This window comes from Streptomyces durhamensis (genome assembly GCF_000725475.1).
GTDB lineage: Bacteria > Actinomycetota > Actinomycetes > Streptomycetales > Streptomycetaceae > Streptomyces > Streptomyces filipinensis.
In genome coordinates, this window is record NZ_JNXR01000004.1 from 259235 (window position 1) to 274998 (window position 15764).

General features: G+C 73.3%; 12 protein-coding genes. 11 read left to right on the top strand and 1 reads right to left on the bottom strand.

What is annotated here, in order from left to right; translation table 11 throughout:
- Positions 1-137 precede the first annotated feature (137 nt).
- The 4 genes from IO33_RS0107245 to IO33_RS0107260 all read left to right on the top strand — a co-directional run bounded on the left by IO33_RS0107245 (position 138) and on the right by IO33_RS0107260 (position 5329).
- Complete coding sequence (locus tag IO33_RS0107245) at positions 138-854, top strand: FadR/GntR family transcriptional regulator (RefSeq protein WP_031161536.1); 717 nt, start codon at positions 138-140, stop codon at positions 852-854.
- Complete coding sequence (locus IO33_RS43935) at positions 851-2245, top strand: hypothetical protein (protein WP_107069251.1); 1395 nt, start codon at positions 851-853, stop codon at positions 2243-2245. Before IO33_RS0107245 ends, IO33_RS43935 begins: the two co-directional genes overlap by 4 nt.
- Positions 2242-4098: a GMC family oxidoreductase gene (locus tag IO33_RS0107255; RefSeq protein ID WP_031161540.1), complete on the top strand. Its 1857-nt coding sequence runs from the start codon at positions 2242-2244 to the stop codon at positions 4096-4098. The genes IO33_RS43935 and IO33_RS0107255 overlap by 4 nt, the downstream gene beginning before the upstream one ends.
- A gap of 151 nt (positions 4099-4249) precedes the next feature.
- Positions 4250-5329, top strand: a complete 1080-nt coding sequence (locus tag IO33_RS0107260; RefSeq protein ID WP_031161543.1) for a MerR family transcriptional regulator — start codon at positions 4250-4252, stop codon at positions 5327-5329.
- On the opposite strand, the gene IO33_RS0107265 is transcribed toward IO33_RS0107260, so the two are convergent.
- Positions 5326-6399 carry a hypothetical protein gene (locus tag IO33_RS0107265; protein WP_031161545.1) on the bottom strand — a complete coding sequence of 358 codons (1074 nt, stop codon included), beginning with the start codon at positions 6397-6399 and terminating at the stop codon, positions 5326-5328. The genes IO33_RS0107260 and IO33_RS0107265 overlap by 4 nt on opposite strands.
- Before the next feature lie 106 nt (positions 6400-6505).
- Between IO33_RS0107265 and IO33_RS0107270 the strand changes: the two genes are divergently transcribed.
- The 7 genes from IO33_RS0107270 (at position 6506) to IO33_RS0107300 (ending at position 15708) form a co-directional block, all read left to right on the top strand.
- The gene (locus tag IO33_RS0107270; RefSeq protein ID WP_031161548.1) at positions 6506-7123 is read left to right on the top strand and encodes a TOPRIM nucleotidyl transferase/hydrolase domain-containing protein; all 618 of its coding nucleotides are present in this window, start codon (positions 6506-6508) and stop codon (positions 7121-7123) included.
- A 121-nt stretch (positions 7124-7244) separates the two neighbouring features.
- Positions 7245-7949, top strand: a complete 705-nt coding sequence (locus tag IO33_RS0107275; protein ID WP_031161550.1) for a hypothetical protein — start codon at positions 7245-7247, stop codon at positions 7947-7949.
- A 212-nt stretch (positions 7950-8161) separates the two neighbouring features.
- Entirely contained in the window at positions 8162-9355 is a 1194-nt protein-coding gene (locus IO33_RS0107280) for a carboxylate-amine ligase (RefSeq protein WP_051926497.1), read from the top strand.
- Between the two features lie 184 nt (positions 9356-9539).
- Positions 9540-11321 carry an N-acetylglutaminylglutamine amidotransferase gene (locus IO33_RS0107285; RefSeq protein ID WP_031161554.1) on the top strand — a complete coding sequence of 594 codons (1782 nt, stop codon included), beginning with the start codon at positions 9540-9542 and terminating at the stop codon, positions 11319-11321.
- Positions 11297-13546: a prolyl oligopeptidase family serine peptidase gene (locus IO33_RS0107290; protein ID WP_031161556.1), complete on the top strand. Its 2250-nt coding sequence runs from the start codon at positions 11297-11299 to the stop codon at positions 13544-13546. The genes IO33_RS0107285 and IO33_RS0107290 overlap by 25 nt, the downstream gene beginning before the upstream one ends.
- A 312-nt stretch (positions 13547-13858) precedes the next feature.
- The gene (locus tag IO33_RS0107295) at positions 13859-14812 is read left to right on the top strand and encodes a quinone oxidoreductase family protein (RefSeq protein WP_031161558.1); all 954 of its coding nucleotides are present in this window, start codon (positions 13859-13861) and stop codon (positions 14810-14812) included.
- Between the two features lie 92 nt (positions 14813-14904).
- Entirely contained in the window at positions 14905-15708 is an 804-nt protein-coding gene (locus IO33_RS0107300) for an IclR family transcriptional regulator domain-containing protein (RefSeq protein ID WP_037685014.1), read from the top strand.
- Positions 15709-15764: the final 56 nt, after the last annotated feature.

Here is a 15764-nt window from a genome sequence, read left to right on the forward strand (position 1 = left end):
GGGCAGGCCCGCTCGCAGCCGGCCACGCCCCTCCTCGCGGATCGCTCCAACAGCCCGTTCCCTGAAGGGCATTGACTGCCGGCGCCTTCATTGGTTGAGTGGCTCAGCCACTGAACCACTGTCGTTGGAGGGCCGGGGTGGAAGCACTGCCACGCGAGACGATCGTCGACGTGCTGGAAAGGAGACTGCGCGAGGACATCCTCGCCGGGCGCCATCCGGCCGGGAGCTATCTGCCGCCCGAACGTGAACTCGCCGACGGGTTCGGGGTCACCCGCACCACGCTCAAGCACGCCTTCGGCCGGCTGGCGCACGCCGGCCTGCTCGAGACACGGCACGGAGTGGGCACGCGTGTACGGGACTTCCTGCGCCTGGGCGGAGCGGACCTGCTGCCGATGCTCGTGCGCCACAGCCCCGACTGGATCGGCGAGATCTTCGAAGTGCGCCGCAGCATCGGCGCGTTGATCGCGGAACGGGCCGCGGCCCGGGCCACGGCGGACCAGATCGCCGAACTGCGCCGGCTGCTGGGGGCCGTCGCGGCGGCGGACGGCGGCGACCCGGCACAGCTGGCGGACGCCGAGGTGCACCGGGCGCTGGCCCGGGCCACGGGCAACCGCGTCTACGTCCTGCTGACCAACACGTTGTTCAACGCGTACCTGCCGGTGCGCGCCGCCCTGGTGGGGCCCTTCGAGGACGCCCGCACCGCGCACGACCGCCTGGCCCCCGTGGTCGAAGCCGTGGCGGCCGGCGACCCGGAAGCGGCACGCACCGCCGCCGGTGCCTACCTCTCGGCGAGCGAACGCATCATGCTCGAAGGCCTGGCCCGGTCCGCGGGACGTGGGGAGACAGCCCGGTGAGCCCGCGCGGAACGGTGTTCCGGGAATCCATGCTGGGCCGCGTACGCCTCGTCGGCGAGGAGACCGACCGCCCCGTGCGGCTCGACCTCGTGGCCCGCGCCGACCGGGTGCTGCTGCCCCACCGGACGACGCGGGCACGGCTGACGGGACGGATCCGGATAGCGGGACGGGCCGACGACCCCGGTATCGAGGGCGAGTTGGAGATCTCACCGCTGGCCCGCCGCAGGATCCGCTACCGGGCCGGCTTTGACCTGGACGGCCGGCGCCTGCTGCTGGACGGCTGGAAGTCGGTGTCGTTCAGGCGTCCGCTGGCGTCGATGACCGTACTGCCGTACACCCTGTACGAGGACGGTGCGTGCGCCGGTGCGGGCACCCTGCGCTTCCCCCTCGCCACCGGCCTGCTGCCCTTCCTCGCCGGCTTCCGGTTCCCCCGGACGGCCGTGCCCGCCGACGACCCCGATCCCACGCCGCGTTGGGACGGCACGCCGGGCCGGACGGAGGTCTGGTACACCACGCTGACCGATCCGGCGACCGGCACCGGCGTCTGGCTGCACCACGAGGTCGTCGCGCCCAGCGACGGCTCACCCGCCTACGCGCACGGCTGGGCCGCCCTGTTCCCCCAGGACGGCCCGGTGCGGCACGCCCGTTTCGGACCCACCCCCTGGACGGCGCGGTCCCACGGCTTTCGCACCGAGGACGCCCGTGCCGTGCCCGGCCGCCTCACCGGCTCGGCGGGCCCGTTCAGCTGGGCCCTCTCGGAGGTGCCGCAGGGACCGCCGCTGTACACCTTTCCGCGCTGGTCCTGGAGGCATGCGTGGCTGCCGGCCGCACACCTGCTGCCCGCGGCCCGCGCCCACTACACCGGGACCGTACGCCACGGCACCGGCGAGCTACGGCTCACCGACGCGCCCGGCGCGAGCGCCCGCATCTACGGCCACGGCAACGCCCGCCGCTGGGCCTGGCTCCACGCCGACCTGGGCGGCGGTGACGTCCTGGAGATCGTCGCCGCGGTCTCGACGCGGCGAGGCCTGGACGGGCTGCCCCCGCTGGTCTTCCTGCGCCTGCGCCACCACGGTCGCACCTGGCCGCGGAGAGCGGAGCGGTCCGCCGTGGGCTGGGCGGGCATGGGCCGGTTCCGGGCGGACATCGGGCTGCCCCGGTGGCGGGTCCGGGGCCGAGCCGGCCTCAGGCGGATCCGGGTGACGGTGACTCAGCCGCCCGAGCGGACACTGGCACTGGACTACACCGATCCGGACGGCTCCGCCGCGGTGTGCCGCAACAGCGAGCGGGCGGACGCGGAAGTGCACCTGGAACGCTGGCGGGGTGGCTGGCGGACGCAGGCCCGGTGGCGGCTGACGGGCACCGCCCATGCGGAGGTCGGCGAGCGATGAGAGCCCCGGCTTCCCCCGCCCTGGACGGATTCGTCGCAGCCGTCCTCGCCGACGACGGCACGGCCGAGTGGACCCGGGCCGTGCCCCCGCGTGTCGCGGCCCTGCTCGACGCCCTGCCCGCCCCGGCACGGCTCGCCGTACGCGGCGCCGCCGCGGCCGTCGACGCCTACGCCGTCGCCCGTACCGGCAGGCGACTGTCCGCGCTCGGTCCGGCGGGGCGGCAGCAGGTCATGGCGTCGCTCGCCTCCCGCCGGGCCCTGCTGCCGCTGCTGGACGCGGTCAAGGTGCCGGTGCTGCTGGCCGCCGGCACCGAGCGGACCCTGCACCACGACGCCGCACCCCCGCTGTCCGCCCCGAAGGACCCGCCCCTCGACTGCACGCCCTCAGCGCACTGGCCCACGCGGTCCACCGCCGACGCGGTCGTCGTCGGCTCGGGCGCTGGTGGGGCGATGGCCGCCCGGACGCTCGCCGCGGCCGGTCTGAGCGTCGTCGTGGTCGAGGAGGGGGAGCGCCACACCACCGCCTCGTTCGCGCGGCGGCCTCCGCTGGACCGCTTCATCGACCTGTACCGGGACGGCGGCGCGACGATCGCCGTCGGCAACCCCCCGCTGGTCCTGCCGGTGGGCCGCGCGGTCGGCGGTACGACCGTCGTCAACTCCGGCACGTGCTACCGCACTCCGGACCACGTCGTCGCCCGCTGGCTGAGCCACTACGGATTCGCGGCCGCCGAGGGCTTCGGCTCCCCGCTCGACGAGGTCGAACGCGCTCTGCGGGTGGCACGCCAGCCGCTGGACGTCCTGGGCGACAACGGGCTGCTCGCACTCGCCGGCGCCGAGCAGCTGGGCTGGGCCGCCGCGCCCCTGCGGCGCAACGCCCCCGGCTGCCGGGGCTCGTGCCAGTGCGTCGTGGGCTGCCCCACCGGCGCCAAGCAGAGCGTCCAGCTGTCCGTGCTGCCCGAGGCCTGCGCGGCGGGCGCCCGCATCGTGACCGGCGCCCGCGTACGGCGGGCCCTCACCGACCGCGACGGGCCGGGCGGGCCACGGGCCGCCGGAGTGCTGGCCCGCCGCCCGGACGGCAGTGAACTGGAGATCCTCAGCCCGTTGGTCGTCGTCGCCGCGGGGGCCCTGCACACGCCGCCGCTGCTGCGCCGCTCCGGTCTGGGGGGACACCCGCGGCTCGGCCGCAACCTGAGCGTCCACCCCGCCATCAGCGTCGCGGGCCGCTTCAGCCGGCCCGTCTCCGGCGGGCAGGGCGTCCTGCAGAGCGTCGGAGTGGAGCACCTGCGCGCCGAGGGCATCCTCATCGAGGCCACCGCGGCGCCGCCCGGCATGAGTTCCTTCGTCCTGCCGGGCGTCGGCCGGGAACTGCGACGCGAGATCGAACGGACGGAGCGACTGGCCACCCTCGGCGCCATGATCGCCGACCGGCCCTCGGGCCGCGTCCTGGGGAGCGACCGCATACTGCTGCGCTACGACCTGGCGGAGCGCGACGCCGGGCGGCTGCTGCGTGCCCAGCGGGCCATGGGGCGGGTGCTGTTCGCCGCGGGAGCGGAGGAGGTGCTCACGGGCGTCCCGCACGCTCCGCGCGCCCGCACCCCGGCCCAACTGGAGGCACTGCTCGACACGGTGAGTGCGCGCCGCCTCCACGTGTCCGCGTTCCACCCCACGGGCACGGCGGCGGCCGGCACCGACCCCGAGCGGTCGCCGGCGGACCCGGAGGGGCGCCTGCGGGGCGTGCACGGCGTACTGATCGCCGACGGCTCCGTACTGCCGAGCTGCCCGGAGGTGAACCCACAACTGAGCATCATGGCCGCGGCCCTGGCCGTCGCCCGGCGTTTCGTCACGGGGTCCTGACGACCGAGCGCGGCACCGACCCCGACGAGCGGCCGGCACCGCGCACCGAGCACCGACCACCGGGGTGTGCCGCCGCGCTTGACCTTCACCTTGGGGGAGGCCGCAGCATCACCGGGGTCGGGCGATGCGCCCGACACGGGGAGGAGCGAGCATGGAGTTGCTGACCATCGGGGCGTTCGCGAAGGCGTCCCGGCTGTCGCCGAAGGCACTGCGTCTCTACGGCGACCTCGGCCTGCTGCCGCCGGCTCGCGTCGACCCGGTGACCGGGTACCGCCTGTACGCACCGGAACAACTGGACCAGGCTCGACTGGTCGCCTGGCTCAGGCGCCTGGGGATGCCCCTGGCCCGCATCCAGCACGTGTGCACGCTGGAGGCGGGCCCCGCGGCCCAGGAGATCCGCGCGTTCTGGGCCCGCGTGGAGGCCGACACCGCCGCACGGCGGGACCTGGCCACCTTCCTCATCGGCCACCTGTCCTGGAAGGACCCCGCCATGGCACCGACCGCCCAGCCCCTGGGAATCCGTTACGCCGCCCTGTCCGACAGGGGACTCGTCCGCGAGAGCAATCAGGACACCGCCTACGCCGGCGCCCGCCTGCTCGCCGTCGCCGACGGCTGCGGCAGTCACGGAGCCCGCGCGAGCGCCGCCGCCGTCGACGCGCTCAAGCCCCTGGAAACCGACGGCATTCCGGCGGGCAGTCTGCTCAACCTCCTCGAAGACGCCGTCGAACAGGCCGAGCAGGCCGTCCACGGCGTCGCCGGGACCGGTGCCGACCCGGAGACGGCCGGCACCACCCTCACCGCGCTGCTCTGGACCGGATCCCAGCTGGCCCTCGTCCACATCGGCGACTCCCGGGTCTACCTGCTGCGGGACGGCGGGCTGTTCCAGATCACCCACGACCACACCCTGGTCCAGGCGATGGTCGACGAGGGACGCATCAGCCCGGCGGAGGCCGTCACCCACCCCGAGCGATCGCTGCTGGTACGAGCGCTGGGCCGGGGGGCCGACGGCACCCCGGACCTGCGGCTGCACGACGTCCGGCTGGGCGACCGGTACCTGCTGTGCTCCGACGGTCTGTCCACCGTCGTGCCGGCCGAGCGGATCCACCGGGTGCTCGCCGCGCCCACGGAGCCCGAGCAGGCGGTGCGTGAACTCGTCGCCCTCGCCAACGACTCGGGCGGCCCGGACAACGTCAGCTGCGTGGTGGCCGACGTCCTGGCGGAGGCTTCCTAGCCGCCGATGCCCGCCTGGTCCGGGCGTGCCCACCGTGCGGCGTGGACCGACCCTTCCTCGATCGCCCGCTGGGGCAGTCGCAGACCGAGGGAGGTCTCCAGGGCGTGGAAGTACAGTTCGAACTCGTCGGTCAGCTCCGGGTGGTCGAGTTCGGCGCGGCGCACGGCCCGGTTGAGGAAGTCGAGTTGGCCGCCCCGGTAGTACGGGGCGCGCCCCCGGTCGTACCAGATCAGTTCCAGCACACCCCAGTCGTCGTCGACGCGGCGGCCGTCACGGGTGTAGTCGAAGGTGTAGATGGCCTTCGCCGCGCAGGCGCTCAGCTCCACGGTCTCGGTGACCCCCAGCCGCGCGAGCGCCGCACTGTCGGCCCGGGTGCCGGGTGGCGTCTCGTGGTACATCAGGAACACCCAGTCGCCGGACTGTCCGAAGCAGACGGTCTGCCAGGCGAGTTCCCAGCTGTCGCGGCCGTCGCCGTCCATGCCGCGCAGGTCCGACAGACGCATCCCGGCCGCGGTCTGCCCGGGGTCGGCCCCGTGGAGCAGGGCGATCTCCTCGGCGCTGATGTCCTCGCCGCGGAAGAAGGCGAGGGTGGTGTAGGGGTCCTGCTCGTGCCAGGAACGGGCGATCCAGGCGAGGCGTTCCAGCGGGTCCCCTTCACACGGCCGTGCCGGAGCCGCACCGTCCACTCCTCCGGCACGGAATCTCTCGCCCCAGGCGGGGTTGATCCGGTCCAGCATCCCCGCCTGCCCGCTGACGAGGTTGGTCGCCGGGCCCCGGCCCGGTGAGCGGGCGACGATGTGTTCCGCGAGCTCGCGGACCGCCGCCTCGGCAGCGAAGTACAGCACCTGGTCGAGGTCCTGGGTGGCGAAGACCTCCCGGTAGGGGCCGTGGTGGCCGCGCACGGTGCCGTCTTCGTCCAGGACGAGGAAGAGGCCGTCGGGATCGCCTGCGCGCCGTGCGCACTGGTCGGGAGAAGTGCCGGTGGGTGGGAGCATGGCGTCGTCGAGCAGGTCGGAACCCGCCGCCATCCGCTGCCAGGCCCGCTTGAGGGTGTGCTCCGTTATCCGCATGGGCGTCAGTATGCGACCGGCCACTGACACACCGTCCTGCCGCGCTGCCGCGACCCCGCTCCGAAACTCCCTCGCGCGGGGGCCGGCAGGGGCGGAGACTTGTCCCATGGCGGACATGGGGTCGTTCCGGGAGGCGGTCACCGCGTGGGCGGCCGGCGGCCCTGGCGACCTCGCGCGCGAGCTGGCCGCGCGGCTGCCCGTCCGCGCGGCCGTCCTGCTCGAAGGACCGAGTGACGTCGCAGCCGTCGACGCGCTGGCCGCGAGCCGCGGCCGGAACCTGGCGGCCGAAGGTGTCTGCGTCCTGGCGATGGGCGGTGCGATGAGCGTCGGACGCTACGCCCACCTCCTCGGGCCACCCGGGCTGGGCCTCCGGCTCACGGGACTGTGCGACGAGCGGGAGCGTGGCTACTACGCCCGCGGTCTGGAGCGGGCCGGTGCGGTACCGCGGGAGTTCTTCGTCTGCGCGGCGGATCTGGAGGACGAGCTCATCCGCGCGCTGGGCGTGAACCGGGTGCGGGAACTGGTCCGGGCGGAGGGCGATGTGCGCTCCCTGCAGACCTTCCTGCGCCAGCCCGCACAGCAAGGCCGCACCTCACAGCAGCAGTTGCGGCGCTTCCTCGGCACGAAGAAGGGGCGCAAGGTCCACTACGGCCGCGTCCTTGTCGAGGCTCTCGACCCCGACCGCGTCCCCGCCCCGCTCGACGGCCTCCTCACGAGCCTGTGACCACGCGCGCCGCGGGCCGGCGGTAACTTCGTGTCCCCGGCTGTGTCTCACTGGCGCGAGGAGGCGTTCACCGGATATCTCTACCAAGGGAGACGGACGAGAGCGTGGGGAGTGGACTCCGGTGACGAGGGAACGGCAACCGAAGCTGCCGATACGAGGGCAGCGCCGGCCGGTTCCCGGTTCGCGCCGGGCACGGCGCGAGCAGGCGGTCTCCGAACTGCGGGCGCGGGGCGCGTACGGCCCCGAACTCCGCGATGTCCTCCCCGCGTTCGCGGGCATCGGGCTGGCCGTGCTCGTGCCCGTGTGCCTGCTCACCTGGCTGCACCGCACGTTCGGTGCCGTCGGCCTGGTGCTCGGCGCCCTCCCGCTGGCCGCGAGCGCCGTGGTGGCCCTGCGGGTGCGCCGGGCGGTCGTCCGCCGGCGCGGCGGCCGCTACCTTCCGGCGGAGCTCGCCCTGCTCGATGAGCAGGGGCTGGCCCAGGCGGCCGCGCGCATCCTGCAGCGCGACGGCTGGCGCGTGGTCGACCTGACCCTGCAGCAAGGGAGGCGGCGCCTGCATGCCCGGGACGGCCGGGGGCGCCAGCTCGACGTCTCGTTCCGCTCCGCGGCGACGGCCGAAACAGGTCAGGACTGGCAGGCGACCCTCGTCGAGACGGACCGGCCGGGCACCGGCCGCCCGATCCAGCTGATCGTCCACCCCGGCAGCTTCAGCCGCACCGACCTGCTGTGGGCCTCCCGCCAGGGAGATGTCCACCTTTTGGACGGCCGTCGGCTGCAGCGCTGGGCGACCGGTGCTTCCCTGGAAGAACTGGGGCTGCCGGGCTGACGCCCGCCGCGCGGTGGGCGCGGTTTCTCCGGGGTGGCGGTGCTCCGTGTGGCTGCTGCTCATCTGTGATGCGAACATCTCTATAGAGCACCCGTTGCTTAGTCATGGGCTGGGTGGGAAGTCGGAGGTGCACAGCCCACCGCCGGTGGTCCGGTGGGACGGGTCGGTCCCGGGCGAGGCAGTAAGGCGCCCGCCGTCACCTGAGGAGTGTCGTGACCGTTCGCATCGGAGTGGAAGAGGAGTTCCACATCGTCGAGGTGGAGACGGGTCTGCTCGTGCCCCGAGCCGACACCGTGCTCGCAACGCTGCCCGGGCCTACCTTCACGACCGAGTTGCAGCAGGCGACGGTGGAATCGAACAGCGGTGTGCACGCGTCCCTGGACGACCTGTACGGCGATGTCCTCCGAACCAGGCGCCGGCTCGATGCCGCAGCGACCGCTCACGGCCTGGCCGTGGTGGCCACCGGAACGGTGCCGCTGGCCCGCACGGCGGACATGCGCCCGACCGCCGGGCGCCGCTACCGCCGCATGGTCGACGAGTACCGCATGGTCGCCGACGAACAACTGATCTGCGGAACCCACGTCCACGTCGACGTCCCCGACCGGGACATCGCGGTGCGCGTCATGTGCGAGGTGGCGCCGTGGCTCCACGTGCTGCTGGCCCTGTCCGCCAGTTCGCCCTTCTGGCTGGGCGCCGACACCGGCTATGCCAGCTGGCGGACCATGGTGTGGCAGCGCTGGCCCACCGCGGGACCGCCGGGATGCTTCGCGGACGCCGCCGCGTACGACGCGGCGGTGCAGTGCCTCGTCGACTCCGGCGTCATCAGCGACGCGGGGATGATCTACTACGACATCCGGCCCTCCGCCCACCAGCGCACCCTCGAACTGCGCATCTGCGACGCCTGCCCGCGCGCGGAAACGGTCGTGCTGATCGCCGGGCTCTTCCGCGCCCTGGTGACCGAAGCCCGGGAGCGGCTGGAGGCGACGGGCACCCCGGCCTGCGCGGGCCGGCACGAGTGGCTGCGTGCCGCCGCCTGGCGCGCCGCGAGGTCGGGCCTGGAAGGAACCCTGATCGACCCCGCGAGCGCGCACGAGGCCCCCGCGGCCCAGGTCGTCCGCAGCCTGCTGGGCCGAGTGCGCCCGGCGCTCGCGGCCGCCGGAGACTGGCCCACGGTCCGGGACCTCGCCGAGAGGGCGCTCGTGGCCGGCAGCGCCGCCCACCGCCTGCGCCGTACGGCCGCGGCGGAGGACCTGCTGGCCTGCACGGATCTGGCGATCGCGGAAACCAGGGGCGAGGACCACCCGCGTCGCCGGCCCGTCGCCGCGCCCACCGGCCAGGTCGCGTCCCCGGGGCGGCCCACCGGGGAGGCCTCCGGGGCCCGCCCGGCGAGAATCGCCCGCCGCTGACGTGTGCACAAGGAGTCCAGTGCGCCGCCGACCCACCCCGTAACCCGCTCTCGACGCCAAGGAGCATCGGCACCGTGTCAACGAGTCCGACGAGTCCCGACCGCATACCGCCGGGCCGGCCCGCGCGCACCTCCTCGCTGCGCGGCCCGCGTGACCCGTACGTGCAGCGGGGAGGTGGAAGTGGATGTGCGGCCTGAGCGGAGAGATGCGCTTCGACGGCACACGGCCCGACCTTGCGGCCGTCGAACGTATGAGTGACCGGCTCGCCGCCCGCGGTCCCGACGGCCACGGCATCTGGTCGCGGGACGCCGTGGCTCTGGGGCACCGCAGACTGAAGATCATCGACCTCTCCGAGCGCGGGGCTCAGCCGATGACCGACGACCGGCAGGAGCTCACCGGCGTCTTCAACGGGTGCATCTACAACTACGCGGAGCTGCGCGCGGAACTCAGGGCCCTCGGCCACCGGTTCCGGTCCACCTCCGACACCGAGGTCGTCCTCAAGGCGTACCAGCAGTGGGGCACCGCCTGCGTCGACCGGTTCTACGGCATGTTCGTCTTCGCCCTGGTCGAGCACCGCACCGGCCGTCTGATCCTGGGACGCGACCGGCTCGGCATCAAGCCCCTGTACCTCGCACAGACACCCGGACGGCTGCGCTTCGCCTCGACGCTGCCCGCCCTGCTCGCGGGCGGGGACGTCGACACCTCGCTGGACCCGGCCGCCGTGCACCAGTACCTCAGCTGGCACGCGACCGTCGCCGCGCCCCGCACCCTCCTGGCCGGGGTGCGCAAACTCGCCCCCGCCACGGTACGGATCGTCGAGCCGGACGGCACCTACGCGGAGCACCGCTACTGGCAGCCGTCGTACACGCGCCGCCCCGAGCACGCGGGTATGGGCCCCACCGAGTGGCGGGACGTGGTGCTGGACACCCTGCGCACCGCCGTGCGCCGGCGGATGGTGGCCGACGTGCCGGTCGGGGTCCTGCTCTCCGGAGGGCTGGATTCCAGCCTGATCGTGGCACTGCTGGCCGACGAGGGGCAGCGGGACCTGGCGACGTTCAGCGTGGGCTTCGAGTCGGAAGGCGGTGACGAGGGGGACGAGTTCCGGTACTCCGACCTGATCGCCCGCGAGTTCGCCACCGATCACCATCAGCTGGTGGTGCCCTCGCGGCGGGTGTCGACGGCCCTGGACGCGGCGGTCGCGGCGATGAGCGAGCCGATGATGAGCCACGACGTGATCGCCTTCCATCTGCTGTCCGAGCAGGTGGCCAGGCACGTGAAGGTCGTCCAGAGCGGGCAGGGCGCCGACGAGGTCTTCGCCGGCTACCACTGGTATCCCCAACTGGCCGCCGTGGCCCGCGAGGAGGAGCCGCAGAGGTACGCCGAGACGTACTTCGACCGGCCGCACGCCGACCTCGCGACGATGCTGCAACCGCACATGCTGCCGCCGGACGACGTCTCCGGCCGGTTCGTCCGGGAGCACATGGCGGTGCCGGGGGCCGAGACCGCGCTCGACGCCGCCCTGCGGCTCGACACGCATGTCATGCTGGTGGACGATCCCGTCAAGCGGGTCGACAACATGACCATGGACTGGGGCCTGGAGGCCCGCGTGCCGTTCCTGGACCACGAACTGGTGGAGCTGGCGGCCGCCTGCCCGCCGGAGCTGAAGCTGGCCGACGGCGGCAAGGGCGTCCTGAAGGAGGCCGGCCGCAAACTGCTGCCCCACGAGGTGGTCGACCGCCCCAAGGGCTACTTCCCGGTCCCGGCGATCACCCACATGGCCGGACCCGTCCTGGAAAGGGTGCGCGAGGCACTCGACGCGCCGGAGGCGAAGCGGCGCGGGCTCTTCCAGGACTCCTACGTCGCCAAACTCCTGGCGGCCCCCGACCGACACCGCACCAAGCGCGGAGCGAACGCGCTGTGGCAAGTGGCTTTGCTGGAGATATGGCTGCAGACGCACGGAATCTGACCGGGGAACCCCTCAGGGAACGCGCGCTCGACACGGACGGGACCGCTGTCGGGCGGCTTCCCGCCGTGCACCCGGCGCGGACCGTCGAGCCGCCTCAAACGGCCCCGGACGTGCGTGGCCAAGCCGTCGCCGCGCCCGCCCGCATCCCCCTGCCCAACGCCTCGGGGCCGCGCGACCCGACGACGCGGCTCATCGCGCACGGCTGCTGGTACCCCTCGGCCGACCCGGCCGGAACGCAGGTCGCCTTCATCTGCGACCGGGGTGGTGTACCCCAGCTCTGGGTGGGTCCCGTCGACGGCGACGCGGTGCGTCTGCTCGACGACGGACCGGACCCCGTCCAGGAGGTCGCCTGGTCGCCCGACGGCCGCTGGATCGCCTACACCACGGCCCCCGGCGGCGGTGAGCTCACCCACGTGCTGTGCGTACGCCCCGACGGCACCGACCGGCACATCCTGGCCGGATCCGAACCGGGCAGCTCCGCCCACCTGGGCTGCTGGGCGCACGACGGCTCGGCGATCGCGGTCACCGTCGCGGTCCCCACCGCCGTATCCGTCCTCGAGGCCCTGGCCGAGCCCGAGCAGGCCGGCCCCGGTCCGGCACCTGGCCGCCTGCCGGACCATTGGCAGAGCCGGATGGGCGATGCGGAACTCCTCGGTGCGCCACCCCACAGGGACCGCGGACCCGGAACGCCGTCACCCCCGGTCACCGCCGAGACGATGGCGATCGGCGCCCCGGCCGACAGCGGGACCGCCCCCGCAGCCGACTTCGGCGACGGACTGTCGGCCTACCTCATCGACCCCGACGGTGTGGCCGCCCCCGTCCTGCTCGCCGCCGAACAGGACGCGGCGACGCTGCGGGTGTGCGATCTCAGCCGTGACGGCGCGCTCGCGCTGCTGCGCCGAGGACCCCGCGGGCGGCGCGAGGCGGTGGTGCTGCGCACCACCGACCACGTGACGACCTGTGTGGTGCCGGTGGCCGACGGCGACCCGTGGATCGGCAGCTTCTCACCCCGCGCCGACACCCTGTGGCTGCGCAGCAACGCCCACCGGGAGTTCGCCGTCCTGCTCGCCGCCGAACTCGACCCGGAAGGCAACCCGCGCGCCTGGTCGGCCGGGGCATCACGTGAGGACTGCGACCTGGAGCTGCTGCGGTGCGCCCACGACGGCGGCGCCGCCGTACTGGCCTGGAACGTTAGGGGCATGACCGAACTGGAGATCCTCGACACGGACCCGTCCGGTACGGCCGGGGCGGCCACCGGTCCGCCCCGGCCCGTGCCCCTGCCCCACGAAGTGGTCACCCGCATCGTGGACGCCGGCCCCCGGCTGCTGCTGGCCCTGTCGGGATCCCGGCGCCGTCCCGGCATCTGGTGGCTGCCCGACGGCGTGGCCTCGGTGCGCACGCCGTGGTCGTCACGGGACGAGGACGCCGTCCCCCCGGGCCGGCCGCCGGTGCGCCCGGTCCCGCTCCGCCCCACCGCGCGCGACGGGCTGCCGCTGAACGGCTGGTACTACCGTGCCCCGGGGCGAGGCCCGGGCGAACCGGCGCCCTGCGTCGTCCATCTGCACGGCGGCCCCGAGGACCAGGAGCGCCCGGTCCTCTCCCCGCTGTACCACGAGATCCTGGGCCGAGGGCTGGACGTCTTCGCCCCCGACGTACGCGGATCGTCCGGGTACGGCCGGTCGTTCGTCGACGCGGACCTGGGCAGGGGCCGGTTCGCCGCGCTCGACGACGTGGCGGACTGCGCCGCCCACGCGGTGCTCGCGGGCCCCGCCGATCCCTCCCGGCTGGCCGTCATGGGACGCTCGTACGGCGGCTATCTCACGTTCGCCTCGCTGGTCTGGCACCCGGACCTGTTCCGCACGGGGGTGGCGGTGTGCGGCATGTCGGACTTCGCGACGTTCTTCGAGGGCACCGAACCCTGGATCGCCCAGTCGGCGGCCAACAAGTACGGTCACCCGGTCGTCGACCGTGAACTGCTGCACGCCCTGTCCCCGATGAGCCGCATCGACGCGCTGCGCGCGCCGGTGCTCGCCGTGCACGGGGAGCACGACACCAACGTGCCGCCGGGGGAGTCGGAGCAGTTCGTCCGGGCGGCACGCGAGCGTGGGGTGACCGCCGAACTGCTCACGCTGCGCGAGGAGGGGCACGAGTTCCTCCGTGCCGACAACCGTCGCCTGTTCCGCCGTGCCGCCGCCGACTGGTTGCAGCGGCACCTGACCGGTTGACCCCCGGCCCGGGTGGATGAGTGCCCTCCTCCCCCGTGTTGCCGGCTGTTCCGTCGAATCCCCCGTCGGAACGCCCGGCAGAAAGGAGGGCGGCATCACTATGACTCCTTCGAAAGGTTGAACGCAACTTGAGAATTCCCTTTCTCATCTCGCGAGAAGTTCGATTTTAAACATTCTCGCGAGGCGAGAAACGAGTATCTCTTTCTCGGCTCGTGAGAAAAATGTATATGGCAAGGTTCCCGGGTCGGAGCCGGTCCGTGGATGCCCTAGCCTGTGGGCGTACGCATCCGGCCCGTGTCGATAGGGAGTACCGTGCGCGCCATTGTGATGAGGGAATTCGGCGGCCCTGAGGTCCTGCGGCTGGAAGAGGTCTCCGACCCCGAGCCCGCGCGTGGACAAACCCTGCTTGATGTGAGGCTCGCGGGCGTTAATTACGCAGATGTCCACGTTCGCGGAAATACCTACCTCGCACCGGTCGAACTGCCCTGCACCCCCGGCAACGAGGTCGTCGGCACCACCCCGGACGGAAGGCGTGTCGTGGCGCTGACGCAGGGCGGCGGCTACGCGGAGAAGGTCGCCGTGCACCGCAGGCTGCACTGGGAGATCCCGCACGACATCACCGACGAACAGGCGGTGCCCCTGGCTCTGCAGGGGAACAGCGCCTACCACCTGCTCTTCACGGTCGCCCGGATCGCCATGGGGGAGACGGTCGTCATTCCCGCCGCGGCCGGCGGCGTGGGCTCCCTGGCCGTTCAGCTGGCGCACCGGGCGGGCGCCCGCGTCGTGGCTCTGGCCGGCACGGCCGAGAAGCGCCGGCTGGCCCTGGAACTCGGGGCGGCGGCAGCAGTCGACTCCTCCGACGAGGACGGGCTGGCGGAGCGGATCCTGGACGCGGCCGGAGGGCCGGTGCACGCGGCGCTGGAGATGACCGGGGGCAGGACGCTGCACCAGACCCTCGCCGTGCTGGCTCCGCGCGGGCGACTCGCCGTGTACGGCTTCGCCGGGGGAGAGCTGGCCGACGTGCCGGTGCACACGCTGCTCCAGAAGTCCATCACCGCGGCCGGGTTCTGGCTGCCCCACCTGTACACCGACCGGACGCTCCCGCTGCAGGCGTCCATGCGGCAGCTCTTCGACGCCGTCGGCAACGGAGCGCTCAAGATCGTCAGCGGCGGTACCTTCCCGTTGGCCGACGCGGCCAAGGCGCACAGCATGCTCAACAACAGGATCGGCATGGGCAAGTTCAGCCTCGACACGGTCACCCAATAACCTGGGTTCCCAGAACCTACCGGTGACGCCAACACCGGTACGGCCGCGTGTCCGACGAGGGGCGCGCGGGCGGGACGAAGGGGGCACGGCTGATGAGTGGGCAGCGCGGCAGCGGGACCGGGTACGCCGACCGTTTCATGCGGGTGCAGCAGGCGTTCATCACTCTCGGCCCCGGTCCCCACCGGCTGTCCGCGATCGCCAAGGCCGCCGGCCTCGATGACTCCACCGCCGGCCGCATGCTGACCGCCGGCACCTACAACAGCACCTTCGTCCGGGTCGACCGAGGTCTCTACCAGCTCGGCAGCACGGTCGCCGACCTGGGGCTCCACGCGCTCGCCGAGGACAAACTCTCCGGTGACGAGGCCACCCACGTCCTGCGGGGACTGCGGGAGGCGACCGACAGCGGTCTGGTCTTCCTGTACATGAGGGCCCCGTTCGGCATAGCCGGCAGGCAGTGCCTGGACATGGCGGTGGGGGACTCCGACCTCGTCGAGCTCGGCATGACACCGCGCGACGTCCTGTCCGTCACACGGTCGCTGCGCACTGGTGCCTCGGGCCGCACGATCCTCGCCTACCTCCCCGCCCAGATCCAGGAGCGTGTCGCCGCCGACCCGGTCCCGCAGGAAGCGGGTCCCGGCGTCATCCGGGACGCCGACGAGCTGCTCGCCTCGCTCGCCGACATCCGGGACCAGGGTTACGCCCTGGGACGCGAGGAGTGCATGGCGAAGTGGAACTCGATCGCCGCCCCCGTGATCTGGGACGGTGCGATCTGGGGGGCGGTGCTGATGCTCAAGCCCATGCACGTCATGCCCGAAGCCCCCCAGCGCTACATTCACGCCACCATCACCGCGGCGGCCCGGCTCAGCCGCCTCGGCGGAGCCTGGTCGGCCGACTGACCACCCGCCCCGAGCCGCCGAACGCTGCGCGCCCCGCACCCTGCCGTGCCTTGTGC

What these genes read in the sequence shown, in the direction of transcription:
- IO33_RS0107260 (WP_031161543.1), top strand. Translation starts at nt 4,250, where the DNA reads ATGGAGTTGCTGACCATCGGGGCGTTCGCGAAGGCGTCCCGGCTGTCG.
- IO33_RS0107300 (WP_037685014.1), top strand. Translation starts at nt 14,905, where the DNA reads ATGAGTGGGCAGCGCGGCAGCGGGACCGGGTACGCCGACCGTTTCATG.
- IO33_RS0107290 (WP_031161556.1), top strand. Translation starts at nt 11,297, where the DNA reads ATGGCTGCAGACGCACGGAATCTGACCGGGGAACCCCTCAGGGAACGC.
- IO33_RS0107265 (WP_031161545.1), bottom strand. Translation starts at nt 6,399, where the DNA reads ATGCGGATAACGGAGCACACCCTCAAGCGGGCCTGGCAGCGGATGGCG.
- IO33_RS0107255 (WP_031161540.1), top strand. Translation starts at nt 2,242, where the DNA reads ATGAGAGCCCCGGCTTCCCCCGCCCTGGACGGATTCGTCGCAGCCGTC.
- IO33_RS0107270 (WP_031161548.1), top strand. Translation starts at nt 6,506, where the DNA reads ATGGCGGACATGGGGTCGTTCCGGGAGGCGGTCACCGCGTGGGCGGCC.
- IO33_RS0107285 (WP_031161554.1), top strand. Translation starts at nt 9,540, where the DNA reads ATGTGCGGCCTGAGCGGAGAGATGCGCTTCGACGGCACACGGCCCGAC.